17 protein-coding genes are annotated in these 21,486 nt (G+C 62.8%); 7 read left to right on the top strand and 10 right to left on the bottom strand.

The genetic code is table 11. The annotated features are described in order from the left end of the window. Nucleotides 1–5 precede the first annotated feature (5 nt). From K8U03_00540 to K8U03_00515, 6 genes are all read right to left on the bottom strand, one after another. Nucleotides 6–1,289, bottom strand: coding sequence for a cysteine desulfurase (locus tag K8U03_00540; protein MCE9603371.1), 1,284 nt, complete (start codon nt 1,287–1,289; stop codon nt 6–8). 2 nt (nt 1,290–1,291) lie between these two features. Continuing rightward, nucleotides 1,292–1,720, bottom strand: a complete 429-nt coding sequence (locus tag K8U03_00535; GenBank protein ID MCE9603370.1) for an iron-sulfur cluster assembly scaffold protein — start codon at nt 1,718–1,720, stop codon at nt 1,292–1,294. Between the two features lie 164 nt (nt 1,721–1,884). Beyond that, nucleotides 1,885–2,373 (bottom strand): phosphohistidine phosphatase SixA, encoded by a 489-nt coding sequence (gene sixA, locus K8U03_00530; protein MCE9603369.1) that lies wholly within the window; start codon nt 2,371–2,373, stop codon nt 1,885–1,887. Nucleotides 2,374–2,455: 82 nt separating this feature from the next. Next, nucleotides 2,456–6,082 carry an AAA family ATPase gene (locus K8U03_00525; protein ID MCE9603368.1) on the bottom strand — a complete coding sequence of 1,209 codons (3,627 nt, stop codon included), beginning with the start codon at nt 6,080–6,082 and terminating at the stop codon, nt 2,456–2,458. Further along, on the bottom strand, nt 6,079–7,320 hold the full coding sequence (locus K8U03_00520; GenBank protein MCE9603367.1) for a DNA repair exonuclease: 1,242 nt from the start codon (nt 7,318–7,320) through the stop codon (nt 6,079–6,081). Before K8U03_00520 ends, K8U03_00525 begins: the two co-directional genes overlap by 4 nt. Before the next feature lie 354 nt (nt 7,321–7,674). Continuing rightward, nucleotides 7,675–8,085, bottom strand: a complete 411-nt coding sequence (locus K8U03_00515; GenBank protein ID MCE9603366.1) for a response regulator — start codon at nt 8,083–8,085, stop codon at nt 7,675–7,677. A 575-nt stretch (nt 8,086–8,660) separates the two neighbouring features. On the opposite strand from K8U03_00515, the gene K8U03_00510 reads away from it, so the two are divergent. The 6 genes from K8U03_00510 to lpxI all read left to right on the top strand — a co-directional run bounded on the left by K8U03_00510 (nt 8,661) and on the right by lpxI (nt 15,689). Continuing rightward, a complete protein-coding gene (locus tag K8U03_00510) occupies nt 8,661–9,488 on the top strand; it encodes a succinate dehydrogenase cytochrome b558 subunit (GenBank protein ID MCE9603365.1) in 828 nt (275 codons plus the stop codon). A 70-nt stretch (nt 9,489–9,558) separates the two neighbouring features. Beyond that, a complete protein-coding gene (gene sdhA / locus K8U03_00505) occupies nt 9,559–11,577 on the top strand; it encodes a succinate dehydrogenase flavoprotein subunit (protein MCE9603364.1) in 2,019 nt (672 codons plus the stop codon). Nucleotides 11,578–11,694: 117 nt separating this feature from the next. Next, complete coding sequence (gene sdhB / locus K8U03_00500; protein ID MCE9603363.1) at nt 11,695–12,585, top strand: succinate dehydrogenase iron-sulfur subunit; 891 nt, start codon at nt 11,695–11,697, stop codon at nt 12,583–12,585. Between the two features lie 81 nt (nt 12,586–12,666). Continuing rightward, nucleotides 12,667–13,383 carry a serine/threonine protein phosphatase gene (locus K8U03_00495; GenBank protein MCE9603362.1) on the top strand — a complete coding sequence of 239 codons (717 nt, stop codon included), beginning with the start codon at nt 12,667–12,669 and terminating at the stop codon, nt 13,381–13,383. Between the two features lie 312 nt (nt 13,384–13,695). Next, on the top strand, nt 13,696–14,778 hold the full coding sequence (lpxD, locus tag K8U03_00490; GenBank protein ID MCE9603361.1) for a UDP-3-O-(3-hydroxymyristoyl)glucosamine N-acyltransferase: 1,083 nt from the start codon (nt 13,696–13,698) through the stop codon (nt 14,776–14,778). A 2-nt stretch (nt 14,779–14,780) separates the two neighbouring features. After that, on the top strand, nt 14,781–15,689 hold the full coding sequence (lpxI, locus tag K8U03_00485) for a UDP-2,3-diacylglucosamine diphosphatase LpxI (GenBank protein ID MCE9603360.1): 909 nt from the start codon (nt 14,781–14,783) through the stop codon (nt 15,687–15,689). Nucleotides 15,690–15,723: 34 nt separating this feature from the next. Here lpxI and K8U03_00480 read toward each other — a convergent pair whose 3' ends face one another. Continuing rightward, the gene (locus K8U03_00480) at nt 15,724–17,607 is read right to left on the bottom strand and encodes a DUF4332 domain-containing protein (protein ID MCE9603359.1); all 1,884 of its coding nucleotides are present in this window, start codon (nt 17,605–17,607) and stop codon (nt 15,724–15,726) included. Nucleotides 17,608–17,924: 317 nt separating this feature from the next. On the opposite strand from K8U03_00480, the gene K8U03_00475 reads away from it, so the two are divergent. Then, nucleotides 17,925–18,227: a hypothetical protein gene (locus tag K8U03_00475; GenBank protein MCE9603358.1), complete on the top strand. Its 303-nt coding sequence runs from the start codon at nt 17,925–17,927 to the stop codon at nt 18,225–18,227. Nucleotides 18,228–18,300: 73 nt separating this feature from the next. On the opposite strand, the gene K8U03_00470 is transcribed toward K8U03_00475, so the two are convergent. The 3 genes from K8U03_00470 to K8U03_00460 all read right to left on the bottom strand — a co-directional run. Beyond that, complete coding sequence (locus K8U03_00470) at nt 18,301–20,142, bottom strand: GTPase domain-containing protein (protein MCE9603357.1); 1,842 nt, start codon at nt 20,140–20,142, stop codon at nt 18,301–18,303. Continuing rightward, the gene (locus K8U03_00465) at nt 20,139–21,119 is read right to left on the bottom strand and encodes a sugar phosphate isomerase/epimerase (protein MCE9603356.1); all 981 of its coding nucleotides are present in this window, start codon (nt 21,117–21,119) and stop codon (nt 20,139–20,141) included. Before K8U03_00465 ends, K8U03_00470 begins: the two co-directional genes overlap by 4 nt. 83 nt (nt 21,120–21,202) lie before the next feature. Continuing rightward, on the bottom strand, nt 21,203–21,486 hold a 284-nt coding region (locus K8U03_00460; protein MCE9603355.1), incomplete at its 5' end, for a hypothetical protein.

Here is a 21,486-nt window from a genome sequence, read left to right as displayed (position 1 = left end):
CCCCTTTATTTTCGTTTGAAGATGCGCAGCGCGTCGGCCAGTGCGCGGCCGAAGGTTTCGACCTCGGCGAGCGTGTTGTAGAAGTAGAAGCTCGCGCGTGCGCTGGCCGCGATGCCGAGCCGCTTATGCAGAGGCATCGTGCAGTGGTGCCCCGCACGAACGGCGACTCCGGCCCGATCGAGCAGCTGCGCGATATCATGGGCATGCATCGCCGCCATCGTGAAGCTGACGATGCCGGCCTTTTGCGCCGGCGCAGGTCCGAGAAAGCGGACGCCGCCGATCGCTTCGAGCACTTCATGCGCTCGGGCGGCGAGGAGCCGTTCGTGATCGTGTACGGCTTCGAGTCCGACGTCGGACAAGTAGCGAATCGCCGCGCCGAGGCCGATCGCGGGCACGATCGGCGGAGTGCCGGCCTCGAACTTCGCGGGCAAGTCGGCAGGCTCGAAGCTGTCGAGCTTCACGCGGCGAATCATACTGCCGCCGCCGAGAAACGGAGGCATCGCTTCGAGCAGCGCGCGCTTGCCGTAGAGAATGCCGACGCCCGAAGGGCCGAGCATCTTATGGCCGCTGAAGACGAGAAAGTCGCAATCGAGGGCTTGAACGTCGGTCGTCATGTGCGGCGCGCTCTGAGCGGCATCGACGAGCACGAGCGCGCCGACGGCGTGCGCTTGGCGGACGATCTCGGCGACGGGGTTGATCGTGCCGAGGACGTTCGACACCGCCGCGACCCCGACGAGCTTCACGCGCTCCGAGAGCAACGACGGCAGTAGATCCATCCGCAACAAGCCGTCGTCGGTGATCGGGATGTGCTTGAGTTTGCAGCCCGTTCGCGCGGCGAGTTGTTGCCAAGGAACCAAGTTGGCATGGTGTTCCATCTCGGTGAGGAGGATCTCGTCGCCGGCTCGGACGTTCGCATCTCCCCAACTGCGGGCGACGAGGTTGATGCCTTCGGTGGTGCCGTAGGTGAAGATGACTTCTTCCTTCGTCGGCGCGTTGATGAAGGCCCGTACGGTTTCGCGCGACTCTTCGTAGAGATCCGTGCTTTGATCGCTCAACCAGTGAATGCCGCGATGGACGTTGGCGTATTGCTTCTCGTAAACGTCGACGATCGACTGGATCACTTGCCGCGGACGTTGCGTCGTGGCCGCGTTGTCGAGATAGACGAGCGGCACGCCGATCTTCGGCGGCGATGCCGCGAGGTCGGCGTGGATGCGCGTGTGCAGGATCGGAAAGTCGGCGCGGAAGGTTTCCGGATCGAATTTAGGTTGAATGGGGGCCGCCGTGGTCATGGCTAAGAGGACTTTCCGTCGGTCGCATTCGACTCCGTCGTGGGAGAATAAATCGCTTGTTGCACGACGCGCCAGGACAACAAGCAGCACTTCTGACGGTTCGGCGTCAGCTTCGCGCCGAACAGTTTGAGCATGTCGTCGGCAGTGAATCGCTTGATCTCGTCGATGGTTTTTCCTTCGAGTTGCTCGACGAGCATCGACGCCGAGGCTTGGCTGATGCAGCAGCCGTCGCCGTTGAAGAACGCTTCGCGCACCTTGTCGCCGGCCGGGTCGACGTCGAGCTCGATCCGCACGACGTCGCCGCAGAGCGGATTGTCGTCTTCGTGCGTGTGAGTCGTATGCGCGCAATGGCCGCGATGATACGGATCTTCGTAGTGGTCGAGGATGTGCTCTTGGTAGAGTTCGTCTTCGTCGGGTCGATCGAAAGGCATGAGGAAAAACTAATCGCGAAAGGCAATATGCCGAAGGGAATGCTTATTGCCGATTTTAGGGGGGCGAGGGTGCGCGGACAACCCACCGCGGGTGAGATGCACCGGTGGAAACGGGCGATTCACGTCGCGATCCGCGCCGGACAGTGCGCGAAAAACGCGCGTGCTTAGCAGCCCAGGAGCTTCGGACTGACGAACCAACGCAACGTGCCGTTTCCGGCAGCCGGCGCGGCGTCGAAGTCGATCGCGGCGACGGCACCCTTGCCGAAGTCGATCAGGGTATGTCTGTCGCCGATCAGTGCCGCGGTCATCAGAGCGACGTCGGGCATGTGTCCGACCCAGGCGATTTCGGACTCTTTTCGTTCGTTCGTCCATTCGACCAAGTCGGCCAAACGCGAGCCCGGCGCGAGTGCGGCCGATTCGACGAGGGCCGGCTTCTTGCTCAGATGGTCGTGCAAGATTTCGGTCGTCTGCCGAGTGCGCACATACGGGCTCGTGACGATCAGTTCCGGCGCGAAGCCGCGCGTCGCGAGGATCTCGACGACCTTCTTAAAGCGTTTCTTGCCCGACTCCGTCAACGGCCGATCGGCGTCGTTCGGCCAGCGCGCATCGCCCGGTTCTTCCGCCCAAGCATGACGAATGATGTAGAGACGCATGGGGGAAGGACTAATGACTAATGACTAATGATAAGGGCACTCGAAGTCTTTTAGCTGATCACCGACCACCGACCACTGACCACTACTTCCGCTTCCCGTTCGTCGCCGCGTGCTCGGTCTCATCGTCTTCGATCGAGTCTTGCCATGTGGCCTCGGCGAACGGAGTCGTTGGGCTCCACATCGGCACGATCGGGTAGCCGACGCGCTTCGTATGCAAGATCGTGCGTGCCGGGGCTTCGACGAGCGTCTCTTCGACGATGTCTTCGTACTCGGGCTCCTTCGGCGGCGGAGTCTCGACGACGACCGGCTTCACCGGTGCCGGCTTCGGCGCTTCGCGGACGACGATCGGAGCAGGGCGGGGTGCGAGATGGAACACGCCGGTTCCATCGAACCGGGGCAGCGGCAGCGAAGGCGGCGGTTCCGGAGCGGGCGATTGCAAGTAGACCGGCTCCTTCACCTTCACGACCTTTTCCACGACTTTCTCGACCACTCGATCGACATAGCGAACCGGACCTTCGTCTTCTTCCATGATCGATTGTCCCGGCAGCAGGCGGACTTCGGTTCGGAGAGTTTTGAACATCCGATAGATATGTTCGTGGCAGGTGAACAGCAGCACTTGGCGTCGATCGCCGGCGAAATCGCGCAGCAGTTCCGCGGCGATGCGCGTGCGGCGGGTATCGAAGTTGACGAGCACGTCGTCGAGCACGAGCGGCATCACTTTGCCGCGGCGTGCATAAAGGTCGACGAGCGCCAGCCGGAGCGCGAGGAACAACTGTTCGCGTGTGCCTCGGCTGAGGACTTCGACGGACAGCTTTTCGCCGCCGGCGGTGTCGACGAAGAGGACGCCCGCTTCGAGCGGCGTCCAGACGCGCTTGTATTTTCCTTCGGTAAGCCGCTCGAAATAGCGCGAGGCTTCACGCAGCGTTTCCGGTTGCCGTTCGGCTTCGTATTTCTTGCGCACCGCTTCGAGCAGCCGTTGAGCGACGGTGAGCTCTTGCCATTCTTCGAGCGTTTGACCGATTTGGCGTTCGACGTTATTGAGCTCGTAGATCTTTCGCGGCAGCGACTTATCGGCCGCGATTTGTTCGAGCTTGAGCCGCAGCCGGCCTTGCTCTTCGTAAAGTTCCCTGAGCCGTTTGTCGATCGCGGCGAGGCGATCGCAAAGTTCGGTCCAACGTTGTTCGAGTTGCGGCAGTTGGTACTGCTCGAGTCGGCCGTGCAGATCGTCTTCGCTCCCGCGCTGGCCGAGCGCGGCGACGATTTCACGCGAGATGCCGTCTCGTTCGGCGAGGAGCTCGTCGCGGCGCTTGAGGTGCTCGCGGCGGCGTTGCAATTGCTTTTCGTTGCTCACGCCGAGCGAGCGGAAGAACGCTTTGCGTCGGCGGCGGAGCGTGGCGGTTTCTTGTCGGGCCGTCTTCAATCGTCGATCGAGCGAACGGTACTGTGCGCGCGAGCCCTTGCGACGTTCGAGTAAGTCTTCGTTGCGCTTCCACTCGCCGTTGAGTTGGCGAAGGTGATCGACGAGGCGATCTCCCTTGGGTTCCAGCTGCGCTTCGGTGAAGAGCTGCGAGATGCGATCGGCGATCAAAGCGAGTTCGCTACGGCGTTGATTAAGATATTTCAAACGTCGCTCTTCGCGTCGACGATGCGCTTCGTGCTTCGTCCGCCCGCGCGCGACGCCCCGAATCTGTTCCCATGTCATCCGTTCGGGCAGGCCGATTCGATCGAACTCTTGGCGCAATCGCTTATGAGCTTTCGCCCCTTCTTCTTCGGCTACGCGCAGCTCGACCCGCGTGGTTTCGAGCTCTTCGCGCCCGGCCGTTCGACCGGCAGTGCGGCGGGTTTCGCCGGCGGCCGCTTCTTCGTGCGTCGAAAGATCCTTCTCGGCCGCTTGGAGGCGGGCGAGCATCGGGCCGCCGCCGGGAGGGAGCAGCGGGTCGATTTGGTCTCGTTCGCTCGTGAGGTCGTGCAGCTGGGTTTCGATGCTGCGCGATTGCCGCCGGAGCGTGTCGAGCTCTTCGTTGTTGGTCGTGTCGCGCATGATCTTAAATGCGCCGGCGAAGAGCGCCGTAAGGCCTCCTGCGAAGACGAGGAAGTAGTGCAGCAAGCCGTCGCCGACCACGGCGTTGGGCAAGAGCACGCCCGAGAGGAAGGCGCACACGCCGACGATGAAGAACAAGCCGGGGTTGAAGATCGCGTCGGCCGGCACGGTGTTCATCGCCAGCTTCTCGCGCAGTTGGCGCTGCGCCTCTTCGCGATGGCCCGTCAGTTGATCGATCTTCTGATCGAGTTGAACGCGCTTGCGCAAATTGCCGACGAGTTGCGACTTGTCTTCGAGCGTCGCACCGGACTCGCGGCGCTGGCTCGCGGGCTTCGCTTCTTCGGCCGTCGCGGCGATCACTTCGCGTCGTCGCGCTTCGGCTTCCGCCGCCGCGGCCACGCGCTTGTCCGAGGCTTGCACGTCGCGGAACGCCCGGTGCAGCGTGCGCAAGACCTTGCGATCGCCGAGCTTTTCGGCCGTCGAGGGGGTGAGGCCGAGCTTCACCCATTCGGCCGAAAGCGATTCGCGGCGCACGCTCGCACCCATCGGCACCGAAGCGTGGCTCGAACTATGATGGCTCGCGCCATGACGACCGGAATCGTGGAGGCTCGTTGCGACGATCGGCTTCGCGGCCGTGGCTTCGCTTTCGAGTTTCTTGATTTCGGTTTCGAGCGTCTCGATCCAGCCTTCTTGCGCCGCGAGCACTTCGATGCGCGGGCCCTGTTGCCAGATCGTCTTGTTGACGCGGATCGTGAGGGCTTGCTTCTTGACGTCGGCCCGTTCTTTTTTCAGCTTCGCGATCAGGGGCAACTGTTCGCGATAGCGGTCTTTCAGTTGCGCGAGTTTCGTCCATGTTTCGGCTGCGATCGGCTTGAGCTCGCCGATCTTCGTGAGTTCGGCCTCGACCTTGTTGCGACGATGCCAACGGTCGTACACGGCGATCGCCGCTTCGAGCAAACCGGCGTTGCGGCGCAGTTCGTCGGCCTCGACTTCGCACCGTTCGACGTCGCCGGCCAAGCGTTCGCGCTCATCGGCGAGCAGGGCGTAGCCGCGGCCGTGTTGGCGGAGTTGTTCGATGTCCGACTTCAAGCCCGAGCGCCGGTCGAGCAGTTGGCCGACCATCGAATTGCGCTCGCTCGAGAAGAGCCGGTTGCGCGAGTTTTCGAGTTCCTTGTGGACTTCCGTGAGGGATACGCCGCCGGAGCCGACGGCGAGATCGTAGAGATACTCGGCCGCGCCGGAACCGCTGAGCGAGCTGAGTTCTTGGATTTCGCCGAGGCCGAGCGCAAAGACGTTCTTAAACGTCGGCTCGTCCAAGTCGGCGAGGATTTTCTTCAAGAGCCGCGAGTCTTGTGCGGTCCCTTGCAGGTTCGTGAGGTCGAGGCGTCCGACGTGCGGATCCCCTTCCGCGCGCCGGCGCACTTTGAACTTCCCGGCATGCGCTTCCAAGCTGAGCATGCCGCCGCCGATGCCGCCGTGGACCGGAGGCAAATACTTCGCGCGGCGCTCGTCGTTGTAGCCGTAGAGGACCGAGCGCATGAACTCGAGCAAGGTGGTCTTGCCGGTCTCGTTCTCGCCGTAGAGGAGCGTGAGCCCGCCGTCGAGATCGTTGAGCTCGAGGTCGCTCCAAACTCCGAAGCCTTCGATGCGTAGATCTTTGATGATCATAATTCCGTCTCCTCCGCCAGCAGATCATGGGCCAAGACGGCCGCCTCGCGCAGCAAACTTCGTCGCTCGTGAACCTCGACGAGGTCGAGCACGTCGGACCATCGGCCCGCCTCGCCGAGCAGAGCGGAAGCGGCATGGAAATCGAACATCTTCTCCGCCTCATCGCTGGTCGGGGCGCTGTCGAACCGCTCGGCGATGCGCAAATAATCGGCGAGCACGCTTTCGCGGCTCGGGTCCGGCAGGTCGATCGAGTGTTCCGTCTCGACTGCGACTTGCTCGGTCCACACTTTCATGTTGGGGCGATACGCGTGTCGACAACTCCGCAGCAAGTCGGAGATCACGCCCGCTCGCCGAAGCGAAGGGGAAACGCGACCGGCCGTGGCGGCTCGCCAACGGGTCAGCACTTCGACGCCGCCGTTGGTGACGCTCGCCGTGCGAATCGCTTCATCGAGCATCGTGCGGACTTGTTCGAGCGACGTCGACGAGTCGATCGGCAAGGTTTGATTGTGCCACCGCACCGCATCGCACGGCACGAACCGATCGCGGGCCGTGCCGAACGTGTCGACTTGCACGACCGTGCAGCCGTGCGGGCCGATGGTGTTGAAGCCGCGCCCCTGCGGGCTGCCGGGCCAATGGGCCGTAGCGCCGAAGAGCGAGATGGTGCGGCGTTGCATTTCGCCGCCGAGCGCCCAATAGTGAATGCCGCGACCGACCGGCTCATCGGTCGGCACGTCGCCGGCGACGACCGCGATCGAGAACAAGCCGCCGGGGTCGGGTCGGAAGTCGCCCGTGCGAATCCGTTCTCCTTGCGGTCGGCTCCAACCGGTGAGTTGTACGAGCTTGAGTCCGTCGCGTGTGACGGCGATCTCTTCCGGTCTGAGACTGGAAAAGATGCGCACGTTTTCCGGCAAGCGAAACGAAGTGCTTCGTCGTTCGGCCGCATCGACTTCGCCGGCGGCCCAATAGACGCTGATGCGGCGCTCGCGCAACCGCTCGAACTGTTGAATCAGAAACAACATGCCGCGCGGACCGGTGAGATCGACGTCGAGCAAGTTGCCCGAGAGGATCAGCAGGTCGGCTTCTTCCGCGATGACCGTGTCGAAGACTTGCTCGGCCGCTCGAAAAGGGGACTCGATCAGCAAGTCTGCGAGCGTCTCGGGTACGTCGGCGGAACCTTCGCCCGGCAACTCTAAATGAAAGTCGCCGGCGTGAACGAATTTGAACGGCCGTTGCGACATAGCGCCTCCTTGCGAACCAGCGTGCGCGCCGCATTCGAAAATGCGCGCGATTCCTCGATCGTTCGGCGCGGTGCCATCCGTTAGCAGCCGCAAGAGCCGAGCATCGACTTTAGGTACGATGCCGGTAGTTTAGTGAAACCGGCGTTTTTAGCCTAGCTCGGTTGACGGCGACGGTGAGCGAGTGTGCCGGCAGTGCAATGACGAATGATGAAGCTTGACGGCTGGAGAGCGTTCGCGGTGTTGTGGGTTCGCGAAATCGCAAGCGGGGGAACGGCCCGAGGGTGCTTTAGAGCGACGGTTACGCGTCGGGCTTTTTCAACTGACCACCGGCCACTGACCACCGACCACTGCCTACTACGATCCGAACCCATGCGGCCAGAGGCCGCGGCCGTAGCTGGCTTCCATTGCCATTTGCACGACGTTCAGCACACGGTCGCGCGAGACCGGTTTGCGGAGTACGTCGAAGGCTTGCGCTTCGCGAGCCTCGGCGATGAGCTCGTCGTCGGCCTCGGCCGACAGAAGGATGCACGGGAAGTGGATATGAAATTCTTTGAGCCGGCGGATCGTTTCCAGGCCGGTGAGCCGAGGCATGTGCATGTCGAACAGAGCGAGATGCACCGTCTCGTGGCGTACGATCTCCAAAGCCTCTTCGCCATCGCCGGCGGTATAGGTTCGGAAGCCTCGATGCTCGAACAGGCCTTGCAGCGTTTGGCGGAAGTTGGAATCGTCGTCGGTGATGAGCAGCGACGGAAGATCGGCTACCACGGCTCACCTCGAAAGACGGAAAAACTCAACGCACCAGAGAAGCGACCCGAACCGCAAAACCGGAATGTTTTGACAAAACGGCGGCCGGCGGTCGGGCATCCATCAACAATAGCAATGCTCGTGCCGCAATCCGCTTCGCCTGCTCGCTCGCTGGCGGCCTGCGCTGCCGGCCCGTTCGCAACCTATTAACAGGCGGCATCTTGTAACATTCTAGGTCGCGGCGAACAAGACGAACCGCGACGTCCGAATTTTCCGCGCTCGCTACGTTTGCGAAAAGACGTGCCGAAACGGCAGGCATTCGCCTTGAACGCCACGAAAGGAAATGCGTCTGCTCTTGAGACCGATTCCCAGCGCCAAGCTCCCGATTATTAACACAAAGATATGTCGTAAAGACAATCGCGCGAACCGCTTTCGACTTCGCCGCTTGTCACGCTCAGGGGGCTCTTTATACTACGGCAGGAGCTTCACTTCTTGCCCGAAGCTTCGCCCCATTCTCCTGCTGGAACCGGGTCGCTTCGACATGCGAAGCGGCCCCGAATGCGACCCCGCTCTGGGGGGTCGAAGGAATCAACTCTGTGGAAGCCAACGCCGTTGCCCCTGCCGGTTCGATCTTCGGACGAAATGAGTTTCTGATCCGCCGACTCCACTCGCTCACCGGGCTCCTGCCGGTCGGCGCATATATGTGCATCCATCTGCTGACGAATGCCAGCACGCTCGGCGGCCCGGAGATGTTTCAAAAGAACGTCGATCTCATCCACTCGCTCGGGCCGGCGCTGCCGCTCGTCGAGTGGACGTTCATCTTCTTGCCGCTGTTGTTCCATGCGATCGTCGGCGTCGTCATCATTCGCAGCGGCGACCCGAACCTCAGCAGCTACCACTACGTCGGCAATCTTCGCTACTGGTTGCAACGGGTCACGGCTTGGCTGGCGCTCGCCTTCATCATGTGGCACGTCTTCCACATGCACGGCTGGTTCCACAATAAGTATTGGCTCGACCACGTTGCCGATAAGCTCGGCGGCCACCAGTTCGATCCCCACGCCGCTTCGTCGACCGCGGCGTTGGCGATCGGCACGATGGTGAAGAAGCTGGCCTACGGCATCGGCGTCGTCTCTTGCGTGTTCCACTTCGCCAACGGCTTGTGGACGATGGGGATCACGTGGGGTGTGTGGACCTCGGCGCGAGCTCAACATCGCGCGAATTGGCTTTGCGGCGCGCTGGGGGTCGTGATGACCGTCGTCGGCCTGTCGGCGTTGGTCGGCGTCACCACGACGGACATCAAAAAGGCTCAGGCCTTCGAGAAGGTGCAAGCCGAGCAGCGGGCGGCGGAAGTGCTCCGTGTTCGCCAAGAGTTGTCGAGCCCGCCGGCCGATGGGGCGAAGAAGCCCGCGCTCCCCGCTCACTAAGAATTCCGCTCCGGTTCCGTCCGCCATTCGCAGTTCGCAGTTTCGTTCGTAATCGTAAGGTCTTTCAGCTATGGCAGAGCAGCGTGTCTTGATCGTCGGTGGTGGGCTGGCCGGATTGGCCGCGGCGATGCAATTGGCGGAGCAGGGGGTCGGCGTCGATCTGATGAGCCTCACGCCGGTGAAGCGCTCGCATAGCGTCTGCGCGCAAGGCGGGATCAACAGCGTCAACGATCTCACGCGCCAGCAAGGGGACAACGAATACGAGCACTTGCTCGACACCGTCTACGGCGGCGACTTCCTGCAACATCAACCCCCGGTCAAAGAGATGACCGACTGGGGGCCGAAGATCATCAACCTCATGGATCGGCTCGGCGTGCCGTTCAACCGGACGCCCGAAGGTTACCGCGATCATCGTCGCTTCGGCGGCACGCTTTTCAAACGAACGTCGTTCGCCGGCGCCACGACCGGGCAACAACTCCACTACGCGCTCGACGAGCAAGTGCGCCGTTGGGAAGTCGCCGGGTCGGTGAAGAAGTATGAGTTCTGGGACTTCCTCGGCCCGATTCTCGACGAAAACGGCACCTGTCGCGGGGCCGTCGCGCAAGACATGGTTTCGATGGAGATCCGGTCTTTCCCGGCCGATGCGGTCGTCGTGGCTACCGGTGGTTGCGGCCTGATCTTCGGTCGCTCGACGATGTCGATGGCCTGTACGGGCAGTGCGGTGTCGCGCTGTTTCGGCGCCGGCGCGAAGTACGGCAACGGCGAGTTCATCCAAGTCCACCCGACGGCCATCCCCGGCGCCGATAAGCTTCGCCTCATGAGCGAAAGCGCCCGCGGAGAAGGGGGCCGTGTGTGGGTTCCGCGGAAGCCGCAAGACCCGCGCAATCCGAAACAGATTCCCGAAGCGGAGCGCTACTACTTCCTCGAAGAGCGCTATCCGAAGTACGGCAACCTCGTGCCGCGCGACATCGCGACGCGCGAGATTTTCAGCATCTGCACGCAAGACGGCTTGAGCGTCGAGCCCGATCGGCTTTGCGTTTATCTCGACCTCACGCACTTGCCGAAGGCGTCGCTCAATAAGCTCGGCGGCATCCTCGAGATCTACGAAAAGTTTCAAGGGGTCGACCCGCGCGAAGTGCCGATGAAGATCTTCCCGGCCGTCCACTACTCGATGGGCGGGCTCTGGGTCGACTATGCTCGCACCGCGGCCGGCGGCTTGCAGCTCGGCTCGCCGAAGAACCAAGTCACCAACATCCCGGGCCTGTACGCGATCGGCGAGTGCGACTATCAGTATCACGGCGCGAATCGTCTCGGTGCCAACTCCCTCTTAAGTTGCATCTTCAGCGGCTTGATCACGGCGCCGGGCATTCAATCGTGGATGAAGTCGCTCAAAGGGGGCTCTTCCGCAGATCAGCTTTCGTCGCTCTACGAGAGCGAACGCAAACGCCACCAAGAAGCACACAACAAACTCCTGAAGCGACCGAGCGGCGGTGAGAACCCGTACCTCATTCATCAAGAGCTCGGCAACGTGATGACGAAGGCCGCGACGGTCGTGCGAGTCAATTCCGAACTCCGCGCCGCCTACTCGACGGTGTGCGAACTACAGAAGCGGGCCGCTCGTTGCTCTCTTTCCGACTCCGGCAATTGGACGAACCAAAACGTCGTCTTCACGAAGGCCTTGGTCGACATGTTTCCGATCGCCCGCACGATCCTCAAGGGAGCGCTGCAGCGCGACGAATGCCGCGGCGCGCACTACAAGCCGGAGTTCGAGACGCCGGGCATCGACGCGACGGCCTCGCCTGCCGAACGCCGCCGGTTGGCCGGCGAGTGGATCGATCGGTTTGATCTCAACACCGAGAAGTGGCTCAAGAGTACGGTCGCCGAACTCCAACCCGACGGCGAGCCGAAGATTACCTACGAAGCGGTCGACACGACGCTCATCAAGCCGAAGCCGCGCCTCTACGGCTTGGTCGGCGCCGAAGTGATCGAGCAAGTCTGGAAGGAACGACAGGAAGCGGCGAAGGCCGCGGGCCCGACCGCCAACGGCTCAAGCGGCGTCGGATCCGCGACCCCCCAGGCCGCTCACTAACATCCCGAATCGGAAACTCGAACCGGAAACTCGATTTCGGCGTCGGCCCCTGCCATGCCGAACCATGTACGTGCGAAGACGACTCCTCGCGACGAAACTAACGGAAAGTGCCCCACGATGACTCAAGCCGCAGCGTCGAATAATTCGTCCAGCGCTCATTCGGACCACGATCACGGCCACGCCGCGCCGACGAAGTTCACCGTTCGGGTTCTGCGCCAAGACACCCCCGACGCGCCGAGCTATTGGGAGCGGCACACGGTCGTGCGCGAAAACGACATGAACGTCATCAGCGTGCTGCAGCGCATCGCCGCGCAGGCGCAAACCTCGGACGGCGAGAAGACGACTCCCGTCGCCTGGGACTGCAACTGCCTCGAAGAAGTTTGCGGCGCTTGCACGATGCTCGTCAACGGGCAGACCCGGCAAGCCTGTTCGGCGTTGGTCGATAAGCTGCTGGTCGACAATCCGGAAGAGATCGAGCTGCGTCCGATGAGCAAGTTTCCCGTGTTGCGCGATCTCTGCGTGACGCGCGGCCGGCTGTTTCGCGCTTTGGAAAAAGTAAAGGCTTGGATTCCGGTCGACGGCTACTACGACATGGGCTCCGGGCCGCGCGTCTCACCCGCCGGCCAAGAGCAGGCCTACCCGCTCAGCCAGTGCATGAGTTGCGGCTGTTGCTTGGAAGCGTGTCCGCAATACGTGAAGGTGGAAGTGAAGCAGCGCGAAGGAGAAACGACGGAAGCCTTCCGCGCCCGCGAAAAGGCCGAGTTCGACAAGAACTTCGTCGGCGCGCACGCCATCAGCCAAGTGATGCTCTTCAACGGCCACCCGACCGGTGCGATGAACGCCGGCGAACGGCTCGACGCCCTGACCGACGAAGGGGGGGTTCAGGTCTGCGGCAACGCTCAGAACTGCGTCGCCGTCTGTCCGAAATTGATTCCGCTCACGACTTCGATCGGCCGTGCCGGCCGCGCCGCGACCGTGCATACGATCAAGAAGTTCTTCGATCGCTAACGCCGCGGCCGGTGGGAGAATCGGTGCGCGTCGCGATGTTTCGTTGAGCGTGTGGGCTTCATTCTGAAGGTGGTTGGCGGAATGCGGATCTTGGCCTTCGGCGATATTCACGGATACGTGACGGCCCTCGATGCGCTGCTCGCGGCCGTCGCTCCGAAGCCCGAAGACTCGCTCGTGTTCCTCGGCGACTACGTCGATCGCGGGCCCGACTCGCGCGGCGCGATCGATCGCGTGATGGAGCTCGAAAAGACGCGCCGCGCCATCACGCTGCGCGGCAACCACGAGCAGATGATGATGGACTCGCGCGCCGCTCCCGGCCTGCTGCCCAACTGGCTCCTCAACGGCGGCACGCAAACGCTCGCCTCGTATCGCACGAAGCCGGATCGCGAAGGAGACTTGCTCGACGTTCCCCGCGCGCATTGGAACTTCCTCGACCACACCTGCGTCGATTGGTTCGAAGCCGGCGAGTTCTTCTTCGTGCATGCGGGCGTGATTCCGACGCTCGGCCTTTCGCAGCAGCCGGCCGAAGTGCTGCGCTGGCAGAAACTCACGCCCCGTTCGCAGCCCCACTTCTCCGGCAAGACGATGGTCTGCGGACACACGGTGCAAGCCTCGGGCCTGCCGCTCGACCTCGGCTTCGCCATCTGCATCGACACCGGCATCTACCTCCCCGACGGCCGGCTAACGTGCCTCGATGTAGAAACAGGAAACTACTGGCAAGCGGATCAAGCAGGCAATATCCGCACCGGCGACCTCGATTCGGACGCGGAAGCGCGCGAGGAAGCGGAGGGGTATTGATTGCGTAGTTCAGCACTGCCGGCATGTCTTAAAACCCTTCTCCCCGCGGGAGAAGATGTCGGCAGTAGCCGACAGATGAGGGGCTGCTTCGCTGCTGATTCGAGGTCGCGACTGCTCGACAGGTCGCCCCTCATCCGGCCTTCGGCCACCTTCTCTCGCCGGGCGAAGGATTTCTGGCGCGTTCATTCATCTTGCCGCAACTTCGCCGAAGGGATAGATTTCGTCCCCTGCGATGTTGCGCACCGTCCGCCCGCATTTTCGGTCGCGCATCGCTCATACTATCGCCGCCCCCGGGATGGAAAGGATTCCACCATGGCCCATACGTTGGGAGAACTCGCACGCCTCGTCGACGGGATCGTGCACGGCGATCCGCATCAACCGATCACCGGCGCCTCGCCGATCATGACCGCCGCGGCCGGGGAACTCACGCTGATCGATAAGCCCGAACGCTTGAAGAAGCTGGCCGGTTCGCGCGCCGCGGCCGTCCTCGCGCCGCCGGCCGTCATCGAAGCGTGCGGCACGTCGCTGCCGGTCGCCGCGATCGAAGTCGCCGATGCGCATGGCGCGTTCGCAAAAATTATTGCGGCGTTTCGTCCGCAACGGGCCTCATCGTCCGTGGGCATCAGCCCGCAAGCCGTGATCAGCCCTTCGGCGCGGGTCGCGGCCGGCGTCGACATTCATCCCGGCGCGGTCATCGGTGCCGAGGTGGAAATCGAAACCGGTGCCGTGATTCATAGCGGCGCTCAGATCATGGCCGGCTCGAAGATCGGCGAAGGGACGGTCGTCTTCCCGAACGCCGTGCTGTATGAAAACACGATCGTCGGCCCGCGCTCGATCATCCACGCCGGCGCGGTGCTCGGCGCTTACGGCTTCGGCTACAAGCTCGTCGCCGGCAAGCATCAACTTACTTCGCAGCTCGGCCATGTCGAGCTCGGGTCCGACGTCGAAGTCGGCGCGAACATGACGATCGACCGGGGCACCTACGGCCCGACGCGGATCGGCGAAGGGACCAAGCTCGACGACCAAGTGATGATCGGCCACAACTGCGTGATCGGCAAGCATAACCTGATCTGCTCGCAAGTCGGCATCGCCGGCAGCACGTCGACCGGCGATTACGTCGTCATGGCCGGGCAAGCAGGCCTGCGCGATCATATCCACATCGGCGACAAGGCCGTGCTCGGAGCGATGTCGGGCGTGATGAACGACGTCGCCGCGGGAGCCGTGATGTTGGGAATTCCGGCGACGCCCGAGCGCGATCAGATGCTCATCCTCGCGACGGTGCAAAAGTTGCCCGAGATGCGCAAGCAGATCAAGGCGCTGGAAAAATCGCTCGCCCAGTTACTAGCCTCGCAGGCCGTGCAGGCTCCGCGTACCGACGACCAAGCCGCGGCCTGAGCATGACGCACGCTTCCGCTTCTTCGATAATGCCAAGCAAACGGATCGGCCTCTTCGCCGGCTGGGGGCGCTATCCGGTCGTCGTGGCCGAGGCGCTCGTCGCGCAAGGCTACGAGGTCTACTGTCTCGGTGTGAAGGAACATGCCGATGCCGCAGCGCTCCGGCCCTTCTGCAAACATTTCCAATGGAACGGCGTGGCGCGCTTCGGCGCAGCAATCCGCTATTTCCAAAAACACGGCATCGTGCAAGCCACGATGGCCGGCAAGATCCACAAGACAAGGCTTTATCGCCCGTTGGTGTGGCTGCATTACGTGCCCGACCTCCGCACGATACGGATGTTTTATAACAACTTCATCCGCACGCAGGTCGATCGCCGCGACGACACGCTGCTCGGCACGATCGTCAAGGAATTTGCCGGCGTAGGAATCGACTTCGCACCCGCCACCGACTTCGCTCCGGAGCTACTCGTGAAATTCGGACAACTCTCGCGCCGTCCGCCGACGGCTCTCGAACGCAAAGACGTCGAATTCGGTTGGCAACTCGCCAAGGAGATGGGCCGGCTCGACATCGGCCAGAGCGTCGTCGTGAAAGGACGCAACGCCCTCGCCATCGAAGCGATCGAAGGGACCGACGCCTGCATTCTTCGCGCCGGCGAGCTGTGTAGCGCCGGGAAGTTCACGGTCGTGAAGGTGGCGAAGCCGCAGCAAGACATGCGGTTCGACGTGCCGACGATCGGCATCGGCACGCTCGAGCAAATGGTGCGTGCCGGGGCGAGTTGCCTCGCGATCGAGGCCGGCAAGACGATCGTCATCGATCAAGAAGCGGTCTGCCGCTTTGCCGATCGCAACGGGCTCGCCATCATTGCCCTAGAAGCCGCCGCTCAAGCTTTGACGACCGGCGAAGCCGCGTAGCTTCAACAGTTGCGGCGCTACACAACTGTCTGGGCTACGCCGTAAGCAACGGTCGGGCATCGTGCGCTTGTTCGAGCCACTGTTCGACTTCGGCCAAGTCCGGTCGCGCGTTGCCGCGCAAGATCTTTTCGCCCGCCTGCGTGGTGAGGAATTCTTCGATCTCTTCCAGTAGTGGCGCGGCTTTTCGTCCGAGCAAGTCTTCGACATCGTCGACGCCGGAGCCGACGAGAATCTGCGCGTCGTGACCACGCAAACGAGGGACGCGACAAACGAACTCCGCTTCCTTTTGCCAGCGGGCGACGAGTGCGGCATCGATGAACGACGCCTTCAAGAGCGGGGCCGTCTGGCGCGGATCGCATTCCAGCAAATCGCTCACGGTATGGATATCGATCGCTTCCAAACGCCGCGCCAGCTTGGGCCCGATCGACGGAGCGTCTTCGATTCGCGAGCCGATCTCTAGATAAAACTTACGCTGCGTGCCGGTACCTTCGCGGCGCGCGTCGCTCGGCTTCGGCGGCGTCTCGCCCGGCGGATCGGTCCGGCGAATCGTGGCCGAAGGAGTTTGGGTCGACGTACGAGGGGCGTCGAGATCGGTCGTCGGAGGCGTTCTGCGTAAGATCGATTCGGCCGGCTTCTTGACCTTCGCCGTTTCGGCTTCCGGTGCCACGCCGGCTTCGGCTTCCGCTGTTTTGGTTTTGCGCCATTTCGGCAACTTGCCGAGCTTCGCCAAGGCCGCTTTCGCGCCGGAGGTCGCACCTGCCATGGAAGGCATACCGATGCTCGGCTTGCTCAATTTCGGCATGTGCATCTTGCCGGCAGCCGACTTCATGGCAGCGAACGACGGGACGCGAACCGTCGGCATGCGCATCCGCGGCATCGCCGGCAGCGCGAACAACGACGGCAGCTTCACGATGCGGGCTCGATTCGAGCGCGTCCGGGGTGAGGCTCCCTTGCCGTACTCCGTGCCGGTCGACTTCGGCTTCTCGGCATCGAGTTCCTTCATCGGCTTCTTAAGCACTTGCTCGGCATGCAATCGACGGACGACTCGTTCGTCTTCCGGCAGCGTTTGCACTACTTTTCCGGTTCGCTGCACTTCGTCGTAGATCGCCATGACGGCGGCTTTATCTTTAACGTCGGTGAGCTTTTTCGTGATCCAAAAGATCGGCACGATCGCCGTCGAGACGAAGGTTTCGACGGTGAGCGACTTCTGCGGCGGCTCGACTTTCGCTTCGGCCCAGAGTCGATCGAGCACGCTCGCGAAGCTGCCGGCGGCCAGTGCGATCTGTCCGGCGATCCGATCTTTGAGCTCTTGATCGAGCCCTTTGAGCGGGTCTTTCACGCCGGCGGAAAGGTTGTAGTGTTCGAGAATCGTTTCGTAGTGCTTCGTCGCTTCTTCCGCGCCGTAACGCATCAGGTCGGCGAGCCAGGTCGTCGTCGCGGGGACTTCGACGTGGGGGTAGCCGCCGAGATCTTGCTCGATAATGTTTTGCAGTTCGACATACGACTGCGCTACGCTCCATTCGGCCGGACGATGCACTTTCCCTTCGCTTTCGCTTTGGGCCGTATGCAGCGGCATAAACGGATCGGTGAAGTAGTGGCTCAACACACCGGCCGAGTAGACCGCTTCCTTCCAATCTTGATTGCGCAGGGCATCGAGCGCGAGCTTATACCACAGCTGAGCGGACTTAACGGCGCCGCCCCAATAGTTGTCGCGCACGTGCAGCACATGGTTGACGAAGTCTTTGAATTCGTCGTCGGGAGCCTTGGCCCCTTTGAGCAGCGTTTCGTAATAGAAGAGAAACAGGTCGCGCCAGACGTCGGCGCGCGGATCGCGCACGTGGCGCAGCGCATCGAGCACGAGTCGATGGTGCGTGTTCTTGCAAGCGGCGGCGAATACGACGCGATACAGCAACGACACGGAACCGTTCCTCCTTGAACGTGCGACGGAAAATCACTTCCTCGGCCGACTCGAAAGCCGCCGCAGCCGGCGCGTCGAGACTCTACCACGGAGCGGGTAAATGCAGAAGGCGGAATGGAACACGCACAATAAGGAAGCCTATTTCCCGCCGCTTTCCCCGGAGTATTTCTACTTTTACGGCTCCGGCGTTCCGGTCGTAGCGATTCGTGCGACGATTCACGCGCGGTTCGCTTCTAGCAACCTTCGAGGCGCGAATTACGCTGGAAACATAAGACGTCCGAGAAGTTCGGATCTGCTTATCTCCGGAGAAGACCACGATGAATCGTCGCAAAATGCTCGCTTGTTTGGGTGCTATCGGAATCGCCTCGTTCGGCGGATGCAATGCAAGCTTCTGGGGCAATTGGGGCAAGAAACCGAAAGTGGCCGGCTTCTCCGCAGTCAACACCGGAATGAGCGAGAAGCAAGTCGTGAAGCTCCTCGGCGCGCCGAATCGTCGCGCCGGCTTTCGTCTCGAAGGGGGCGGCCCGCCGGCCATTCAAATGACCTGGGTCCACCACAACGAACTGCTGACGGTCACCTTCGTCAGCGGCGCGGTATATCACAAAGAGAAGACCTCGTAGTCAGGTCGACGCGACCGTAGCCCGATGTGCCGCGGCATAGCTTGCGGGTTCGCGGACCCTGATCCGATCGCAGCTACGATGCCAACGCGCGGAGCGTCGTCGCCGCTTCCGCCGCGGCTCGCCACTCCGCTCCATTCCCGACCGAGGCTCCGCGCTGCAACTCCGCGAGGAGCTCGCCGAGCAACTCGCGCTCGAAGATCGCGGTGAGAGCCAGAGCGCGACGTCGGGCATGATCGCTTTGCAGCCGGCGGAAGAGCTGGCCCGCAGCATGCTTCAAGCCGGTACCGGCGGCGCCGACCATCGCTTCGCCGCTTCCGGCGACGACGACCGTGGTCGCAATCTCGCCGGCCGTTTGCCCGGCGACGTGTACGAACGTCTGCCCAAGGACATCGCCGGCCGGAAGCCAGACGCCGGTGAGGGCGAGCGAGACCGTGATCGCCGGTCGCGCGAATGCCGCGGCCGTGTCGAACGAACGAAGCCACGACGCGGCCCGAGGATGATCGCGCTCGAACTTTTCGAGTTCTTGACCCACCCAATTGCGAAACTCATCGTCGACGGCCGGCAGCTGCGCGTACGCTGCGTTGATCCGACGGAGGTATTCTTCGCGTGCCGTGCCGCCGAGGAGCTTCGTCACCCGCGGACGAAGAATCTCGTTGCCGACGTTCGCCAACCGCTCCAATTCGTCGAGCAATCGCGAAACCCCTTCGATAATCACGGCCTGCTCGCGCCGACGATACTCGGCCAGCGGATCGCCAGCGGCATCGCTCGGCCCGCGCCAGAGCCGCTTCACCGGTGCCGTGACCGCGCTGCCGATCTTGCGATAGAAACCGTGAATGGTGCGCGACCATTCGCCGCGCCGCGCGTCCCACCAGTGTTGAATCTCGCCGACCAGCACGCTCGCCGGCAGGCCGGGCCACGCCGTCGTCACGCGATGGGCATCGGCCAACGCCTCGCGCGCCGCCGCGAAACGCCGGCTCGTCTCGCGCACTTCGGCGAGATAACGCTCCACGCCGATTCGAGGATCGACCACGCGCTTCAGAGCCCCGCGCAGCGTCCGGGCTTTGAGCTCGTCGTAGCGCAGGTCGGCGAGTTCGCGGCCGAGATCGGTCGGCGCGGGCAGCTGCGAGCGGCCTTCGTCGCCGATGTCGTAGAACGTGAGGCCGCGGGTTTGCGAGCCGCGGCGATCGTACGGTACGGCATAAATTCGCACCGGCTTCACGCCCGTATCGCGGCAGAAGACTTCGGCCCAGGTCGGCCAGATGTCGCGATCGAGCGCGAGATCGATTTGGTTGAAGACGATGATGACCGCCTTATCGGCCTCGGCGGCGCGGGTGAAGAATTTCTTCACGGCCGCGTCGTTGTATTTCTGCTGAGTCAACACGGCGATCAGCACATCGGCCGTCTGTCGTACGGCGTCGGCCCGTTGCCAATTCACTTGCGCGTCGGAATCGATATCGGGCGTATCGAGCAACAAGAGTTTCTGCGGCACCGCGGCGCTCGCACGCCAGAATAAGAAGTGTTCTTCGGCCGAGGCTAGGGCATCGGCCGCGGCGCTCCAAGGCTTGAGCGTGAACTCCTCGAAAAGAGATCGCAGAAGTCCGTCGTCGGTAGTGCCGGCCGGGCACAAGCAGACCGGATGTTTCGTGCCTGCCGCCAGCGGGCTCACCGAACTGGCGTCTTCGCCGGCGAGTTGATTGAAGATCGCCGACTTGCCGATGTTCGTTCCGCCGACCACGGCGACCACCAGCGGCGGCGTGCCGAACGATTGCGGCCGGAGCTTATGCAGCAGGAGTTGATGCCACTCTTCGCGCTCCGGCGACGCGACGCCGAGCTCCTCCGCTTGCGGACGGAGCGCGGCGAGCGCGTCGCACAAACCGCGGATTCCGACCGACCACAGAGTGAAATCGAAACTCATGCAAACGCACTTCGCACTACGGCGCGGGTCTTTTCCAGGCCCGTCTTCGCGACGAGCTCCGGATCTTGTTTCCAATACTCCCGATTGAACAACTCCAGCGATAGATAACCTCGGAAGCCGTTCGTATGCAGCGTGCGGAAGATCTCCTTGAGCGGCGCCACGCCGTCGCCGGGATACACGCGGTCGGCGTCGGTTTGTTCGGCGCGCGAGGGAGAGGCGGGATAGTCGTTGACGTGGAAAACGTGGATTGCCTGACCGCTGAGAAGCTTCAAGCCGGTGAATTCGCTGCCGCCTTTGAAGATGTGATAGATGTCGGGCAGCAGGCAAGCTTGCGGGTGCCCGGCTTCGATGGCTACGAGCACCGCTTCGCCGAGCCGGCCGAGCGTTTGCGAGTGGCCCCACACTTCCAGCTCCGGCACGATTCCCATCTGCGCGCCGAGCTCGAGCAGCTTGCGATAACGCTCGGCGACGACGAACAAGTTCATGTTCGCGATCTTCTGCGCACCGACCGGCGGCGCGGCCAAACGCTTGCCGCCGATCTCGACGAGCATCGCCATATCGCGCTTCGCCGCTTCCAGGCCGGCGGCGCGGGCCGCATCGTCGTCGACGATCCACTGCGCGAAGCCGATCGCGCTTTCGATCGTCAGCCCGAGGTCGACGATCCGCTTGCCGAGGTCTTTCAGCGAGCCGCCGCCGCTCACGTATTCTTCCAACTGCTTCATCCACGGCTCGACCGCGTGGTAGCCGACCTTGGCGGCGATTTCCAATTCGGCGACGATGCCGATCTTCTTCTCGCGGATCGTGCTCGTATTGAGGCAATAGCCGAACGGCTCATCGGCCGGTCGCTTGCTTTCGACTGCGGTCGCGGCGCGGGCCGATGGTTCCGTCACGGCAACTCCTCCCCAAGCGGCTAGGCCGAGTGCTCCGGCGGATTGCAGCAGTAGATCGCGACGCGGAATCGAAGCAGGCGAAGTCATGGCAGGTTCCGGAAGAGAGAGCTCAAAGTGGTGCGACGAGCGGCTGCCATTATTTCATCGCGCCGCGCGAATTGCCAGCAGGCCTACGACGATAAGCCTTGAAAGAATCCGGCCCGCGACCAATCGGTGAACCAGCGGGCCACGAGTTCGGCGGAGATGCCGTCGGCGCGGCCGTGTTCGAGCAAGTTCGACTCGGCGAGCGCAGCCAAGGCCGCGCCCAGCGACCGGCCCGCCGCCAGCGAAGTCAGCAATTCGTATTGCGCGTGCGAGAGGCCGTGACGGCGTACGACGAACTCGCGGCGCGACAAAGCGAGATAGGTGTCGCCGAGATCCGGCAGCGGCACGGCCGAGGGTTCGCTCGCCCCGC

It is taken from the genome of Planctomycetia bacterium, from assembly GCA_021413845.1.
In the GTDB taxonomy this organism is placed as follows: Bacteria; Planctomycetota; Planctomycetia; order Pirellulales; family PNKZ01; genus PNKZ01.
The sequence above is the reverse complement of the archived record's forward strand: the minus strand, read 5'-3'. Positions and strand labels throughout refer to the sequence as shown.